The sequence below is a fragment of the Edaphobacter sp. 12200R-103 genome (assembly GCF_010093025.1).
Lineage (GTDB): Bacteria > Acidobacteriota > Terriglobia > Terriglobales > Acidobacteriaceae > Edaphobacter.
This window is the reverse complement of the sequence record NZ_CP048114.1, coordinates 4,047,326-4,062,411: the sequence shown is the minus strand read 5'-3', so window position 1 is coordinate 4,062,411 and position 15,086 is coordinate 4,047,326. Positions and strand designations below refer to the sequence as shown.

Below are 15,086 nucleotides of genomic sequence, written 5' to 3'. Positions count from 1 at the left end.
CGGTCAACCTTAAACGGAAAGGACTCGCTTCCAACGCTATGCTCGTTACGAAAGTGTTGATCTCGGACATCTCACCGAGCCCGTAGGTGCTATTTTGGGCAAGCGTAGATCAATTTTCCTCGGCACTTTCTCATGCAAGTATGTTGGGGATCAATTCTCCTATTCCATACTCCCTCAGCTTGCGATAAAGTGTGGTCTTCCCAATGCCCAGAAGTTTGGCTGCCAGTAGCTTATCGCCATTCAATCGTTGGATGGTCTCTAGGATTGCTCGTTTCTCCATCTCCGAAATCGTGATTATCTCGTCACCAAGCGTTGTGGCATCCCCATTATTCGTATGGCCTTCAGCGTTTTTCAATTCGGAGCAAACCTGTTCTTCACCGAGTCGCGCCAGTCCGACTTGTTGAAGGTTGGTCGGCATGTCGCCAAGGTCGATAACTGCTTCTCGCGAGACTGCGCAGGCGTGCTCGATTGAACTAACAAGCTCTCTTATATTTCCTGGCCAGTCGTATTCAAGCATTGCATTTAGCGCATGATCGGATAGGCTACGCGATAGATCACTCGGATGCTCGTTTTTTGCCAAGAAGTGGGTAGCTAACAGCAGAATATCTTCCCGCCGTTCGCGCAAGGGGGGAATTCGCATACTGACGACATTCAAACGGAAGAAGAGGTCCTTCCTAAATTTTCCCTGTTCAACCATTGAAGCTAGATTTCGGTTTGTCGCTGCCAGCACGCGCACTGAAAGGGAAATTGCGCGTGATCCACCTAGGCGGATTTCCTTCTCTTGTAAAACACGCACGAGCTTTGCCTGTATTTCGAGCGAAAGTTCGCCAATCTCATCCAGGAACAAAGTTCCACCCTCGGGATTGGCTAGCATGCCAGTTTTGCTCTGATTCCGCGCCGCATGCATATTTACATTCCCACCGAATAGATCGGTCTCTATGCTGCTCTGGGATGCGGTACAGCAATCTAGCGCGACAAATGGCTTGGCCGCATTTGGGCCATTGAAGTGAATTGCTCTTGCTACAGCATCCTTGCCTGTTCCACTTTCACCAAGAATCAGAACGGGATGCGTGGAAAAAGTTACCCTGGAAATTAAGCGATGAAGTTTTCCCATCTCTGGCGCGTTACCCATGAGAATGTTTGTTTCTTCATGAGAATTCAGCTTCTTTCTTAGCAATCTGCTCTGCTGATCAAATATTGCTCTCTGCCCCGCTCTTTCTAAGACCGCAGTCAACTCCTGTAAGGAAAACGGTTTTGTTAAGTAGTCCCGTGCTCCGATTCGCATCGCTTCAACAGCCGACGATACCGTCGCGAACGCAGTCATCACGACTACTGCCGTATCTGGATAGAGAACCTTGATTTTTTCGAGGAGGGTGAGTCCGCCCCCGTCAGGGAGCTTCAGATCCAACAGAACAAGATCGATATCTTGTTTTCTCATCATTGCTTCAGCCTCAGATAGCGTACCAGCACCGATTATTTGTGCGCCCTTGGCTTTCAATATCTGGCAGCAAGCTCTTCGTATTTGGGTGTCATCATCGACAATCAAGATACGTAAGACTTCGCTTTTTGCGAAAGGCTTTTTGATATATTCCAAGCCCGCGATATTTTCCGCATCAATGTCGAAGAAAACCTTCGAAAGGCCTCCCATTTTCAATTCTTCAGTATCGAACACATGCATTCAGATTCTCCATGATTTGCTGGCAGTATATGGTTTGCTTCTATGCCGCATCGATGCGGCGAGTAAACCACTTCACGGAGGCTTTAGTGCCCCGACCCGGATGGCTTTGAATCTCTAGATAGCCACCAGATCCCTCAACCAACTCACGGACGATTTGGAGCCCAAGGCCACGGCCAGTCCCATCTTTTGAGGGAGCAGATTCAAATAATGTTCGCAATTTTTCGCGACTCATCCCAGAGCCTTCGTCCGTAACTGTCATGAGAACGTGCCCCTGACCGCTTGAGTGACACGTCCGCCCACCCTCCACAGCTATGGTTATGTTGCCCGAGGGAGGTGTGGCGGACGCTGCATTCTTTGCGAGATTTAGAAGCACGCGTTCGACGACTTCATTGGAAACAGCAAGTATTTGATCAGAAAGAGGGCCAATTACGATTTCTATTGGACGTCCGATGATTGCGGTCAATAGGCCGCTGTAATTCTCTATCAAATTGGGAAGAACAACTTTCTCCGGCATGCGAGCAGAATCTCGCCTGTAGCCAGCAAGCCGCTCGATTAATGCATTACTACGATCCGCCAAGATTTTTATCTCATTTGCGTAGGAGCGATATCGTTTTGAGAGCACACCTGGAGATGCAAGCAATTCTGCATATAGACTGAGTGCGCCCAACAGATTTCCCGCATCATGGGCGAGCCTCGCACCTTCAAGAGAGCTAGGGCCCAACGAAAATAAAGACTGCTGTTGATCGGACTGGAGGAGAGGTTCGTTGAATCCACTAACACCAAGACCTTGGATAGCCGTGAAACTCTGCGATGGCTGCATTTGGTAAACTCCGCAAGGGGTTAGAAATTTTTCGCTCTAAAGGGAATAACTTTCCCACTTGTAGCGAGTTTTTCTCTTGTATACATACTTTAGTAACGTGTCGGAGAGTACTGCGCAAGCGTTTTTCTTGGGGCTTTCCCAAATTGAAACACCTTCATCCGACTGTCATTGCGGTACTGTCATTCAACAGCGCGCAGCCGATAAAATCGGCGAAATGGGAATGTCCATATACCGTTTTTTGGCAGGCACGTAAACATTTGCACCACTAAAGTGGCAGATGCTTTTGTACCTAAGCGGTGATGTGACCCGCGCCAAGCTATTGGGAAGGCTGCCGGTATAGCCTCCACGTCCAAAATGATTCACCTAATCAGCGGAAAAAAGAAGGGCCGATTTACCGGCCCAAACGATTGGGTGTGGATATACAAGACTTTTGCCTACTAACTGATGAGCGAGTATCAGCGGTGTGGCCAAACATGTCGACTTTCGCAGTTCGCACATGCGCCACATACTTTAGTTATCTTTTCGGTTCCGTCATAGTTGCCGTAAGGCCAAAGAAATTGAATTCTCGCAACCACGCGGTATGTCGACTGGGCGCCGAAAAACAGGTTTCATTTTTGTGCCTATGCTACTGTACTTTTGCAGCCGATAATTCAGCTTCTAACTCTTCTCCCGATCATCGATTTTTTCATGATGTCGGAGCTAGGTCGACAGGCGATGTTTCGATTCGATCGAGAATAATTTAGGCCGGCTCGCTGAGATAAGTGGCCTTGCCAATCTCCTAAATGTGGAACTGCTAGGCCATCGTACAGATGGCCGAGAAGGGCCGCGACCGCCAGAGTCCGCGCGTAAAATCTGGGAATTCCATTGGAGCGCTTCCCTGGCTCACTGACTTCACGCTTAGCTCCGCGACGCTCGACCACGCCGCTGCATCGTACACATCCATATCAGGGGCCATCCCCTGGCGCACGCATTGGAGCAGCCGATATAGCATGATGTAGTCCATGCCTCCGTGGCCGCCCATCTTGCGCGCGACCTCGCCTTCCTTCTTCCACAGTGGATGCTCGTACTGTTTCCACTTGTCCAGCGTGCCCCATGACTCGTCCGTGTTCTGGCCGTCGAGGTAAAGCCGGGGCGGATAGTCTTCGAACATTCCCTCAGTGCCCGCAATCTGGTTGACGCGATCGTACGGACGAGGCGAGGACACGTTGTGTTTCACCGTGATCGTCAGACCCTTCGCAGTCTTGATCAGCGATGTATTCATGTCGCCGGTCACATACTTCTCCGAAAGCCGAGGATCGCCCGCCTTCACATGCTTCGCACGAAACACATCCAGCCCGCGCTGCGGCGAGCTCATTGACACCATATAGGCAAACATGTCGCCACGCTGAATCCCCATATAGTTCGCTACCGGCCCCAATCCGTGGGTGGGATACAGATTGCCGTTTCGCAGCGTGTGTTCCGTGCGTCTCCACAAGCCTTCTCCGGCGTTGGAAAACAGCTCCTCCCGCAGGTCGTGAAGATACGCTCCTTCGCCATACAAAAGATCGCCGAATAATCCGGCATGAATCATCCGCAGTACGAGCGTCTCGTTGTACCCATAGCAACAGTTCTCCAGCATCATGCAATGCCGGCGCGTGCGCTCCGAGGTATCTACGATGCGCCAGCAGTCGGCGATTGTCCTCACCGCAGGCACCTCTACCGCGACATCCTTGCCATGCTCCATGGCATAGACGGCCATCTCCGCATGCCATATCCACGGGGTCGCCACTACGACGAAGTCGATGTCCTCATGCTGTAGCATTTTCTGGTAGTCATGAGGTCCCTCGGTGTAAAGCGCCGGGCTCTTCTGGCCCGCCTTGGTCACCAGAACCTGGGCTGCCTTTGCCTTTTCGGCGACCACGTCGCAAAGTCCCACGATCTGCGCATCCGCGCCCAGCAGGTTCTTCAGCAATGACGTTCCCCGGCCCCCTGTGCCAATCAGGCCCAGGCGCGGCTCGCGTTTCCGAAACGGCACCTCTGCCATCGTCTTTTGCGACGCTGGCGCCGCCGGAGCCATTGCCAGCGCATGCGTTGCGATTGCGGTTGTCGCGCCCAGCTGCAGAAAGCCTCTTCGTGACAGCAATCCAGTATCGTTCTTCTTCATCACATTCTCCCCAGCTTCTTCTTTATCGCAGATCATCATAGAACGAGCGCAAGCCGCCACTGGCCTGAAAAGATCGAAGGAGTGTAGGCGATACTCTTATTCTGTTTGCTCGCGAGCCGATCTGGCCTAAAGTAACAGGGGCAAGTACAGAATCTTTTCGCGTAGAGACGCAGGCGGTGTGACATCGACTCTCCCGTGCCGGATCAGGTAAAGCCAAAACGCAACGTGGCCGTGGATGCCTATCGCGGCCTGGTGATGCTGCTGATGATGGCCGAGGTTCTCCATTTTTCCCAGGTTGCGCGCGCCTATCCGAATAGCACCTTCTGGCACATCCTTGCCTTCAACCAGACACACGTCGAATGGACATGGTTTGGCCTACACGATCTGATCCAGCCATCGTTCACCTTCCTTGTCGGAGTGGCCCTTCCATACTCCATCCGCAGCCGGCAGAAAAAAGGCGAGACCTTCGCCCACAGCCTCGCGCACACCATCGTCCGCAGCATCGTCCTCATCGCCCTTGGAATCTTTCTCCGCTCCATCCACCGGCCCATCACCTACTTCACCTTCGAAGACACGCTTACGCAGATCGGCATGGGTTACACCTTCGCCTTCCTGCTCGCCTTCTGCCGCCCCCGATGGCAATGGGTGGCCTTCGGCGCCATCCTCTTCGCATACTGGCTCGCATGGGCCATCTACCCTCTGCCCCTCGCAAACTTCGACTACGCCACCGTCGGCGTTCCATCCGAATGGCACACTCATCTCCTCCACGGATTCGCCGCGCACTGGAACAAGAATGTCAACCTCGGCCAGGCATTCGACGTCTGGTTCCTCAATTTATTTCCGCGTACCTCACCGTTTCTCTATAACCCCGGCGGCTATCTCACCCTCAGCTTCATCCCCACGTTAGGAACCATGCTGCTTGGCCTCGCCGCGGGACGTTGGCTCATCGAGAGTCCATCTCAGATTCCCTTCCGCCGCTTCCTTATTGCGGGAACCTCTCTTGTGGGCGCCGGTATCCTGCTTCACGTGCTGGGCATCAACCCGATCGTCAAACGCATATGGACGCCAGCTTGGACTCTCTTCAGCGGAGGTCTGTGCTTCTATCTTCTTGCAGCCTTCTCATGGCTCATTGATGTGCAGGGCCATGGTAGGCTAGCCTTCCCGCTTGTCGTCATCGGCATGAACTCCATCGCCGCATATCTGATCGCGCATCTGTGGGAGGACTTCGTCGAGTCCTCTCTCCACACTCATCTGGGAGATCGAGTGCTCTATCTGCTGGGCGCAGGTCTTGAGCCGCTCGTGTTAGGTGGCCTAACACTGCTGATCTACTGGAGCGCGCTTTACTGGATGTATCGCCAAAAGATCTTACTGCGAATCTGATTTGTCCGGACTGAAACAATGAAAGGGGAGAACGCGCCAAATTTGGGAGGAAAGCCATTAGTTTCCCCTGTTAGCCAAATTCAATTCCCTAATACCTAAAAGCAATTCCCTGTTGTTTTTCGCTCCAGACCGGATATTACGGAATAAACCCTAAGTATTCAGTAATATAAGTGGATATTCCGAGACCATTTGCGAGACAGAAATCCCAAAAATCGCTGTTATTTTCCCTGCTAACGGGAATTCAACCGGAGAGCGGTTCGCTCAAGACTGGATCCTCCGCCACCTCACGAGAATTCGCAGATACTCGTCAATTCGCGTCAGCTTACGCAAATTTCTAAGTTAGTCAGGTCAGTTATCGACGACCTTCCCGTCCATGCCGGCGCGATTATACGGACGCCAAACTATTTGGCACACCGCATGTTTACTGGTCAAGCCCTCACAACAATCGTCAACATAAGGAGGCGTCAGCATTTCCTGTTCGCATGTCATATTGTCTGGATGCTCGGGAGGCGGAAAGTCATCTCTTCTGGCGGAACCGGTGGATCGTGCCGAATGCTCTGACTCAGGTCGATGGGGCGTTCCGCGCAGAATGAAGCAGGGCCATCGCCTTTCGCCGTACCGTCTCTGCGTCATCACCCGGCCTGTAGAGAGAAGCCCCTGCCCCAAAACCGTCCGCTCCAGCCGCCTTCCACCCGGGAATGCTGCCGGCATCAATCCCGCCAACCGGAATTACGATTGCATCGTTTGGCAGAACAGCCCGCAAGGCCTTCAGCATGGGCGGCCCCACCACCTCGGCAGGAAACAATTTAATCGCGTCGGCCCCTGCCTTTAGCAACGCGAACGCTTCTGTGGGATTGAAGAATCCTGGCACCGCGATGAGGCCGGACTCCTTCGCAGCATGAACGATAGACAGGTCAGCATGTGGAGTAACGATCAGCCTCCCTCCGGCGCGCGCTACATCCGTAACCTGGACGCCGTCCGTCAGCGTACCCGCACCCACCAGCATGCGATCTCCAAACACTCGCGCCAGCGTGGCGATACTCTGCAGAGGATCGGGCGAGTTCAGTGGCACCTCGACGATCCTTATGCCCGCCTCTTCCAGCGCATAGACGATCGATTCTGCCTCATCCGGCCTGATGCCTCGCAGAATCGCGATCACCGGACACTGCTGCAGCCAGCTCCTCAAATCGAGATTCGCTATCTCCAATCCACCCTCCCGCCAATAGCCGCAAGTCCCCGTGCCGCAGCCTCTTCATCTTCCATAGTAGCCGCACCGCCACAAGCCCCGATCGCTCGTCGATATAAGTCGCATAGCTGCGCTGCGCCAACCAGATGAACGCTGGCATTCAGCGGCATCATGGAACGAACCTCATGGCCTATCAACAACCCCGACAGATAAGAAGCCGCAGCCTCTTCTTTAAGACCACCCGTCAACGTCAGAGCGCGCGCACCGAAGAGATGATGCAGCAGGCCGCCTGCATCGGCAGATCGCTCAACACCACGAAAGAATCCTTCCTCATCTGGCATACCTTCTCCGCGCATCAGCTTTGAGAGAATTGTTTCTTTGCGCAGGGCGGCAAATAGATCACCCGTCATGCAGGTTTGGAACCTCACGATAGATTGCGCCTCCAGCTCAATCCACTTTGTATGCGTGCCCGGCATGCATACCAGCTTCGAGCCCCCATGCCACTCGGCAATGCCCATCACTTCCGTCTCTTCTCCCCGCATTACCTCAGGAACACCGGTGGAATCTTTACTCCGCACCCCGGGAATCAACAGGACGTGGGCATCCGAAAAAGGAACGCTTATGACGGCCCTGGCAAGATCATGAAGCGTCGCGGGGCATGGAAGGTAGCCGGCCTCCACCCATCCTTGACGGCTTCCCACCATGCCTGACAGCAGCACACGCCGCTCGCCATCGGCGATCCAGTCGCCCACCTTCTCCTGCAACGTCTCTGCGAACTCCCCGGCCTTCACGTTGAGGATTCCAACGGGATACGTTCGTCGCTCCATCACCTGCCCCGCGACATCGAAGCGAAACGCGCGAAAGTTCGTTGTACCCCAGTCGACTCCGATCAATCCTTCCCTCCTCAACCCCCGCGCCAATAAACCCATAGCAACATCTCATCGGTTTTAGAGGACTTCTGCAAGCCTGCCCACTCAATGGGCTTCAACTCAACGCTGCCGCATTGTCTTCTGGAGTGGCGCACAATCATTTCCCTTTCTTTGCTCCTCTTCGCGGCCTTCATCATTTATCTTGTTTTCGCGACGCATCCTCCTGAAATGGAAGCCCCGGCTGCACATCGCGATAATTCTCAAATGGCAGGAGCAAGCCTCCAATGAATCGACGATCCTTCCTTCAATCCCTCTCCGCGACGGCACTCACAGCCGCTACAGGCAGTCTTCCCGCCTTTGCTTCTCTGCCGAAGATGAAGATCACGCGCGTCCGTGCCTATCTGCCTCCAAATCCCAATCCGCTCTTTAATCAGAGCGATGTCGTCGTAACGATTGAAACCGACGCCGGGATCACCGGGATCGGCGAAGGCGGATCAAAGGACACACTGTCGCAATCCGCCGGCAGGCTCATCGGACGCGACCCGCAGTACATCGAACAGCTCTGGCAGGATATGAATCGCGCCTTCTTCTATCCAGCCGGACGCGAGAAGACGGACGCCATCGGCGCGCTCGATCTGGCGCTGTGGGACATCAAGGGCAAGGTGCTTAAACTGCCCGTCCACGAGATTCTCGGCGGAATGGTCCGCAAGCATGTCGAGTGCTACAACACCGCCGGCATCATTCCCGGCATCACCAGCAGCACTCCGATCAAAGAGCGCGCCCGCCTCACCGTCGACGCTGGCTACCGCGCCTTTCGTTTTGGAGCAGCCGATGCTCCCGCGAACACCACCTTCAACACCCGCGAACGGATCAACAAGGTCCGCGAAGAGTGTGAACAGGTCCGCGAAGGTGTAGGACCAAACGGCGACTGGTGCATTGACTTCCATCAGCGCTTCGATCTGGCCGATGCCATCCGCGGCTGCAATCTCATCGAAGAGTACAACCCGCTCTTTGTTGAAGATCCCGTCCGTGCCGAAGCATTCCTGCAGGATCTTCCTATTCTGCGCGGCAAAGTGAACGTCCCGCTGGCCGCGGGCGAGGAGTGGGGCAATCGCTGGGACTTCAACTCGCTCGTCGAGAATCACAGCATCGACTATGTGCGCGCCACCCTTCCCAACGTTGGCGGCATCACCGAGATGATGAAGATCGCCGCGCTCTGTGAAACCCACTTCATCGGAATCGTTCCGCATTTCACCGGCCCCATCGCCACAGCCGCTCTCGTCAACTGCCTTGGCACCTATCCAGGGCCTGTCCTGATGGAATACAACTATCAGGGTCGTACTTTGCCGCATCTTCCCGTCTGCCTGGATTTCAAGGACGGAAAACTGTACGCCAACGAAAGGCCGGGACTGGGAGTGGAGCTGGACTACAAGCAACTGACAAAGATCGCCGAGATCACTGAGCCCGTAACTGCCCGAGCGCAGACGTATTTCCGTCCCGACGGGTCCATCACCAACTGGTAGGCAACGAAGCAGCTAAAGAAAATAAGATTCGAAGGCACATGACACAACCTCACAAAACCGGAACCGCCTTGCCTGTGCGCTACCTTCTCGTCTTCTGGCTCTTCGTCCTCAGCTCCGTCGCCTACCTCGATCGCACCAACATCTCCATCGCCGGAATCCAGATCGGCCATGAGTACGGAATCAGCAATACGCATCTCGGCTGGATCTTCAGCGCCTTCTTAATTGGATACGCCATCTTCCAGGTCCCTGCAGGATTGCTTGCACATCGCTACGGCTCGCGGCGCCTGCTCACCTTCGCGGTCGTGTGGTGGGGAATCTTCACCGTCCTCACCACGCTCGTTCCACCATCCCTCACCCACGCCGTGGCCATTCTTATCTTCGTCCGCTTTGCTCTCGGCGCCGGTGAAGCCACGATGTATCCTGCCGCAAGCCAGTTCGTCGAGCGCTGGTTCCCTATACCCGAGCGCGGTAAAGCCAACGGCATCATCTTCGGCGGAGTCGGTGCCGGCTCCGGCTTTACTCCGCCTATCGTCACCGCCATCATCCTGCACTTCGGCTGGCGAGCATCGTTCTGGTTCAGCGCGCTCTGCGGCATCCTTGCCGGCATCATCTGGTATTTCGCTGCACGCGACACTCCGGAAGAGCATCAGCAGGTCAGCGAACATGAGCTTGCGATCATTCAAGCCGGGCGAGGGCCGAAACACGCCTCAACTGCAACGAAGCACAGCATCCCCTGGCGGAATATCTTCTCGAGCAAAGAAATTCTCGCGCTCACCTTCAGTTATTTCGCCTTCGGATATGTCGCCTGGGTCTTCTTCGGCTGGTTCTACATCTATCTCGCCCAGGCCCGCGGTTTCAATCTCAAGACGAGCGCCGTCTACTCCATCCTGCCCTTTGTCGGTATGACCATCGGAGCCATAGGAGGCGGCATCGCCAGTGATTGGCTGGTGCAACGCTTCAGCCTTCGCATCGGGCGCTGCATTCTGCCCTTCTTCGCCATGGCTCTCACCTCGGCGCTGCTCATCATCGGCTCTCGTGCAGAACAGGCCTCCACTGCAGGCATTGTTCTGGCACTCGGCGCGGGCGTGCTTTACATCTCGCAGAGCTGCTTCTGGGCTATTACTGCTGATTTTGCAGGAGAATACGCGGGCCTTGTCTCCGGAATCATGAACATGGGCGCGCAGATCGGCGGCGCTATCGCAACATCGCTCACACCATTTCTCGCCGCTCGCATGGGGTGGCAGGCAGCATTCTTCACGGCAGCGGGACTCGCTCTGTTCGGCGCCCTGTCCTGGCTGTTGGTCGACCCAGGACAAAGTCTTGCGCCAGCGGAAGACGACGCAATCCCTGTCCTTCCATAAAACCTAATACGTCGCGCGTCCACCACTTAGATCGAAGACAGCGCCGGTTGTAAACGAATTCTCTTCCGAAACAAGCCAGGCCACCATCGCGCTGATCTCCTCTACCTGTAGAAAGCGGCCTCGGGGAATCTTCGAGAGCATAAAATCAATGTGCTGTTGGGTCAACTGATCGAAGATGCGCGTCTTCGCTGCAGCCGGAGTGATGCAGTTCACCGCAATGTCGTACTGCGCAGTCTCCTTGCCCAGCGACTTCGTCAGAGCAATCACGCCGGCCTTCGACGCACTATAACCGGATGCTGTAGGATTGCCTTCTTTGCCCGCAATGGAAGCGATATTCACGATGCGCCCATAGTTGCGCGCGACCATCCCAGGAACGATCGCACGACAGCACAGAAATGTTCCGGTGAGATTGATTTCCATCACCTGACGCCAGGCCTCAATCGGGTATTCCCATGTCTTGAAGTTGGGCCCGGCGACCCCTGCGCTCGCCACCAGAATGTCGATCCCCCCATGCCGCTCTGTCGTACGAGCAGAGGCAGCTTCGACCTCTTCTGCATTCGCGACATCGACCACCTCGGCCGTCACCGTTCCCGCAATCCGAAGCTTCTCCGATGCGCTCTCGAGAAGCGCCGCGTCCCGATCCCACAACGAAACCGAAGCTCCGGAAGCCAACAACCTCTGAGCTATGGAGTACCCGATACCCTGCGCGCCCCCGGTGATAATTGCATGCCGTCCGTTCAGATCGATCTGATTCACGCTCGTTCTCCGCGCATCCGTTATACCCCAGAGAGGGCTTTGACGAGCATAAAGAAGGGACGGCAATCCGTCCCTTCTTCGTTCAAAACGAATTGTGCAGCTCAGCTCGCCTACAGCAGCGGCGCGTTTAAGAAGGTCGCCAGTAAAGGCACCTGTGATCCCAGGCGCAAAGCATTGTTCTTCGCCGAAACCGTGGGCTGTTGCTTCCGGGTTGGCATGACCCCTAGACGAGCCAAAGCGGCGGGGTCAGCCTCAAAAGGCGACTGATTCCTGCTCGACATCAGCACATGGCAGGTATCGCAGGTGGTCGGGGCGCCCTTCGCCTGGTGGCAGGCGATGCAGCTTCCCATGGTGGTGTCCTTTTCCTGCGCGATTGCGGTGCGTTCGGCCACAGGACCATGGCACTCTTCGCACTTGTTTCCCGCATGCGTCTTGTGGCTGAAGGTCACAAACGATGGAACATGATAGACGCGCACCCACAGGATGGGATCTTCATTCTTCGCGGCCTCAGCCAGCCGCTTGATCGCCGGCTTGTCCATTGCGATGGAGACGTGGCACTTCATGCACGTCGGCGCCTGCGGGAGCGCCAGCGTCGAACCCTCGCCGCGAGGTTCATGGCAGTCGTTGCAGGTCATCTTCGCCGTCTGTATGTGCAGCTTGTGGTTGAACGGGATCGGTTGCGCGGGCGCGGCGGCCGTCGGCTCGGATGCAGACGGTTTCGAACCTGCGCCCGGAGCCTGCGCCGCCGCACACATCACACCGCCAAACAGAATGGCAATCATTAATAGAAACTTATGCACTCGAAACCTCTCCGTGAGACGATCTGTGTCCTGCCAGCAATCACAGGACACACCGCCTTCTCTCAGATCGCAAACGCAGTGTCAGATGTTGCCTTTGCGCATCTCTTCTGCCAGATACTCGGAAGCACGCATCGAAAGCGTGGACATCGTGATGGTCGGGTTCTGCCACCCCGCGCTTACAAAAACGCTGGCATCCACGACGAACAGGTTCTTCATGTCGTGACTCTGGTTGAACTTGTTCACGACACCCTTCTTCGGGTCATCGCTCATCCTCGCCGTTCCCTGCTCGTGGATGGAGAAACCGGGAGGATTGAACTCGTAGTTCTTCACCAGGACGTCGAACCCGGCAGACTCCGCCATCGCAGCCATGGTATCGATATAGTCCTTGGCCATATTGGTTTCGTTGTCGGTGTACTTCACCTTGATATCCAGCGTCGGGATACCCCAGGCATCCACCTGATCTTTATTCAACGTAACCTGATTCTCATAGTGGCCCAGCGCCTCCCCCATAACATCGGTGGCAAAGGTGCTGCCGTTATAGCTTTGCAGCTTCTCCTCCAGCTCCTTGCCGTAGAACGGAAGGGCACGGGCATCGAAGGGCCCGGTTCTGCAGGAAACATTGACCGCATAGCCACGAATAAATCCATTTGCCTTGGTCTCAAGGTTCCGGAACCGCGGAATCAGTGCACCGCCCCCCATCAGATGAGGAGACGCTTTTCCATCCCTTGCCTCAGGAACCGAACAGATGATGCCTGCCCCGTAGATCTGATCGGAGAGATAACGGCCCAGTACGCCGCTGGAGTTGCAGATCTTCGAAAGCAGCATCAGCCGGGTCGACTCCAGGCATCCCGCTGCAAGAACGATGATTCGCGCCTTCAGCACCATCTCGCGGTGGGAGTGACGGTCGATGAAGATGACGCCATCCGCCAGACCCGTGCTTTTGTCGACCGTGATCTGTCGCACAATGGCGTTGGGGATCGTCGTAAGCTTGCCGGTCGCTACCGCATCCGGAATCAGCAGGTTGATCGAGGAGGCAAGTCCATCCTTGCCGAGAGACGACCTCGGCTTGGTGACTGGAACTCCCAGCTTCTTTCCCGCATCCACAAATCGCTGCATGGCACCGGACCACGGCGAATCATCTTCAATAAAATCTCCGTCCGGGTACTGCGGCAGACCATCCGTATGGCCGGTGACTCGAAAGATCTTCTCCACGCGTGAGTAATATGGCGCGAGATCCTTCAACGAGATCGGCCAGTTCTCTCCAAAACCGTCATGGTCTTTGCACTTGAACTCATAATCGCTCAATCGGAACGACTGACGTGCCCAGAAGACCGACCGACCGCCTATGCTTCGTACCCGCACCCAGTTATAGGGGCTGTCGGTCGGATGCGTGTAAGGGATTACCTTCTCATCCACCCACTGGTTCGCGTTGAATTCGTTGGACTGATAGACATGAGGCAGCCGGCCTGGAGCATCGAACCCACGATACGGCAGTTCATGTACCGGTTTCAGCTCGCGATACTTCTCAAAATTGAGCATCGGTCCCGCATCCAGCATCGTGCAGGAGATTCCCTTTTCGGTCAGAATCTTTGCGGCCATTCCGCCCGTGTGTCCTGACCCGATGATCAGAACGTCAACCTTCTTCTGTGCCATGCGGTCTCGTGCTTCCTTCTCTGACGAAAAACGTCCTAAGAGTGCTTGTGCTTCGGGGTAGGCGTCGATTTCGCCGCACCGTGTTCTACCCAGGTCTTGATACCGGGCTCAATGGGAGCCCAGTACAGACCGACTCCTGGCATACGATCACCCGACGCCTGCGCGGCAACAGCCCATGCAGGCGAATTGATGGTGGCGTTGCGAATGTCGAAATGTACAAGGTTCATAAAACGCTCCTGACCTTCTCGCGGAGGATGTTTATTCATCCAACCCTTCAGGTGCGGACGAATGACGGCATCCGCCTGCTTCTCGTCCGCCTTGGCAAACGGCACGTTGAACTGCTTCATGCAGTCCTCGTTCAGGCGATCCAGACCTTCGTTGTACATCGTCTGCTCTTTCACCGGCGATGCCCCGAGGTAAAAGTCCAGAAACTCCGGCGCGCCTGCCTTGATGGCACTCGGATGATCTTCGCTGGCGGGCATCATGATCTCGCACAGATGCACCAGCGTGGCATAACGGACCGGCGTAAAGTAGCGCGCCTCCGTCATAGCAACCACGTCCGGTTGAGACAGGGGAATATTCGGGGTATGGAACCGAGCCATCTGCTCCGCCCGCGATACCGCACGCGGACTCGATGCTGCCGCAGGATGCGCCGCCATTGTGCCCTGATCAACCGCGTTCGCTGCCGGAGGTGGGTTCTGTGCCTGCGGGGTAGACTGCTGCCCCAACGCAGCACTCGCTGTGGCCGTGGTAACTGCAAGGCCCTTCACAAAATCGCGCCGTCTCATGGGCGCAATCCTACGTGGTTCCAATATCGATCGTCAATGATTACTGAGAGCGCTCCCAGAGCCCGTCCCAAGCGCACATTTATCAAGGTGGCCACGAGGCATCACTCGTCGCGAGAAGAGGTTTACCGC

12 protein-coding genes are annotated in these 15,086 nt (G+C 55.5%); 3 read left to right on the top strand and 9 right to left on the bottom strand.

The window, feature by feature from the left end:
- Positions 1-130: 130 nt before the first annotated feature.
- The 3 genes from GWR55_RS16840 to GWR55_RS16830 all read right to left on the bottom strand — a co-directional run bounded on the left by GWR55_RS16840 (position 131) and on the right by GWR55_RS16830 (position 4,641).
- Positions 131-1,678: a sigma-54 dependent transcriptional regulator gene (locus GWR55_RS16840; RefSeq protein ID WP_238398483.1), complete on the bottom strand. Its 1,548-nt coding sequence runs from the start codon at positions 1,676-1,678 to the stop codon at positions 131-133.
- Positions 1,679-1,718: 40 nt separating this feature from the next.
- Entirely contained in the window at positions 1,719-2,498 is a 780-nt protein-coding gene (locus GWR55_RS16835; RefSeq protein ID WP_162403297.1) for an ATP-binding protein, read from the bottom strand.
- 793 nt (positions 2,499-3,291) lie between these two features.
- Complete coding sequence (locus tag GWR55_RS16830; RefSeq protein ID WP_162403296.1) at positions 3,292-4,641, bottom strand: Gfo/Idh/MocA family protein; 1,350 nt, start codon at positions 4,639-4,641, stop codon at positions 3,292-3,294.
- 195 nt (positions 4,642-4,836) lie between these two features.
- Here GWR55_RS16830 and GWR55_RS16825 point away from each other — a divergent pair, with 195 nt between their 5' ends.
- Entirely contained in the window at positions 4,837-6,021 is a 1,185-nt protein-coding gene (locus tag GWR55_RS16825; protein WP_238398482.1) for an acyltransferase family protein, read from the top strand.
- 562 nt (positions 6,022-6,583) lie between these two features.
- Here the strand turns inward: GWR55_RS16825 and GWR55_RS16820 are convergent.
- On the bottom strand, positions 6,584-7,207 hold the full coding sequence (locus tag GWR55_RS16820) for a 2-dehydro-3-deoxy-6-phosphogalactonate aldolase (protein WP_238398481.1): 624 nt from the start codon (positions 7,205-7,207) through the stop codon (positions 6,584-6,586).
- A gap of 11 nt (positions 7,208-7,218) precedes the next feature.
- The gene (locus GWR55_RS16815) at positions 7,219-8,100 is read right to left on the bottom strand and encodes a 2-dehydro-3-deoxygalactonokinase (protein ID WP_162403295.1); all 882 of its coding nucleotides are present in this window, start codon (positions 8,098-8,100) and stop codon (positions 7,219-7,221) included.
- A 260-nt stretch (positions 8,101-8,360) separates the two neighbouring features.
- Here GWR55_RS16815 and GWR55_RS16810 point away from each other — a divergent pair, with 260 nt between their 5' ends.
- Together GWR55_RS16810 and GWR55_RS16805 are read left to right on the top strand one after the other, a co-directional pair.
- Positions 8,361-9,599, top strand: coding sequence for a mandelate racemase/muconate lactonizing enzyme family protein (locus GWR55_RS16810; RefSeq protein ID WP_162403294.1), 1,239 nt, complete (start codon positions 8,361-8,363; stop codon positions 9,597-9,599).
- Between the two features lie 38 nt (positions 9,600-9,637).
- Positions 9,638-10,960, top strand: coding sequence for an MFS transporter (locus GWR55_RS16805; RefSeq protein WP_162403293.1), 1,323 nt, complete (start codon positions 9,638-9,640; stop codon positions 10,958-10,960).
- 3 nt (positions 10,961-10,963) lie between these two features.
- Here GWR55_RS16805 and GWR55_RS16800 read toward each other — a convergent pair whose 3' ends face one another.
- The 4 genes from GWR55_RS16800 to GWR55_RS16785 form a co-directional block, all read right to left on the bottom strand.
- Positions 10,964-11,716: an SDR family NAD(P)-dependent oxidoreductase gene (locus tag GWR55_RS16800; protein WP_162403292.1), complete on the bottom strand. Its 753-nt coding sequence runs from the start codon at positions 11,714-11,716 to the stop codon at positions 10,964-10,966.
- A gap of 110 nt (positions 11,717-11,826) precedes the next feature.
- Positions 11,827-12,498, bottom strand: a complete 672-nt coding sequence (locus tag GWR55_RS16795; protein WP_202925528.1) for a cytochrome c3 family protein — start codon at positions 12,496-12,498, stop codon at positions 11,827-11,829.
- Positions 12,499-12,597: 99 nt separating this feature from the next.
- Positions 12,598-14,169, bottom strand: coding sequence for a GMC oxidoreductase (locus GWR55_RS16790; protein ID WP_162403291.1), 1,572 nt, complete (start codon positions 14,167-14,169; stop codon positions 12,598-12,600).
- A gap of 35 nt (positions 14,170-14,204) precedes the next feature.
- The gene (locus GWR55_RS16785; RefSeq protein WP_162404055.1) at positions 14,205-14,957 is read right to left on the bottom strand and encodes a gluconate 2-dehydrogenase subunit 3 family protein; all 753 of its coding nucleotides are present in this window, start codon (positions 14,955-14,957) and stop codon (positions 14,205-14,207) included.
- Positions 14,958-15,086 lie beyond the last annotated feature (129 nt).

Coding starts and splice junctions, on each gene's coding strand:
- GWR55_RS16795 (WP_202925528.1), bottom strand. CDS start 12,498: ATGATTGCCATTCTGTTTGGCGGTGTGATGTGTGCGGCGGCGCAGGCT.
- GWR55_RS16805 (WP_162403293.1), top strand. CDS start 9,638: ATGACACAACCTCACAAAACCGGAACCGCCTTGCCTGTGCGCTACCTT.
- GWR55_RS16835 (WP_162403297.1), bottom strand. CDS start 2,498: ATGCAGCCATCGCAGAGTTTCACGGCTATCCAAGGTCTTGGTGTTAGT.
- GWR55_RS16810 (WP_162403294.1), top strand. CDS start 8,361: ATGAATCGACGATCCTTCCTTCAATCCCTCTCCGCGACGGCACTCACA.
- GWR55_RS16830 (WP_162403296.1), bottom strand. CDS start 4,641: ATGAAGAAGAACGATACTGGATTGCTGTCACGAAGAGGCTTTCTGCAG.
- GWR55_RS16790 (WP_162403291.1), bottom strand. CDS start 14,169: ATGGCACAGAAGAAGGTTGACGTTCTGATCATCGGGTCAGGACACACG.
- GWR55_RS16840 (WP_238398483.1), bottom strand. CDS start 1,678: ATGCATGTGTTCGATACTGAAGAATTGAAAATGGGAGGCCTTTCGAAG.
- GWR55_RS16785 (WP_162404055.1), bottom strand. CDS start 14,957: ATGAGACGGCGCGATTTTGTGAAGGGCCTTGCAGTTACCACGGCCACA.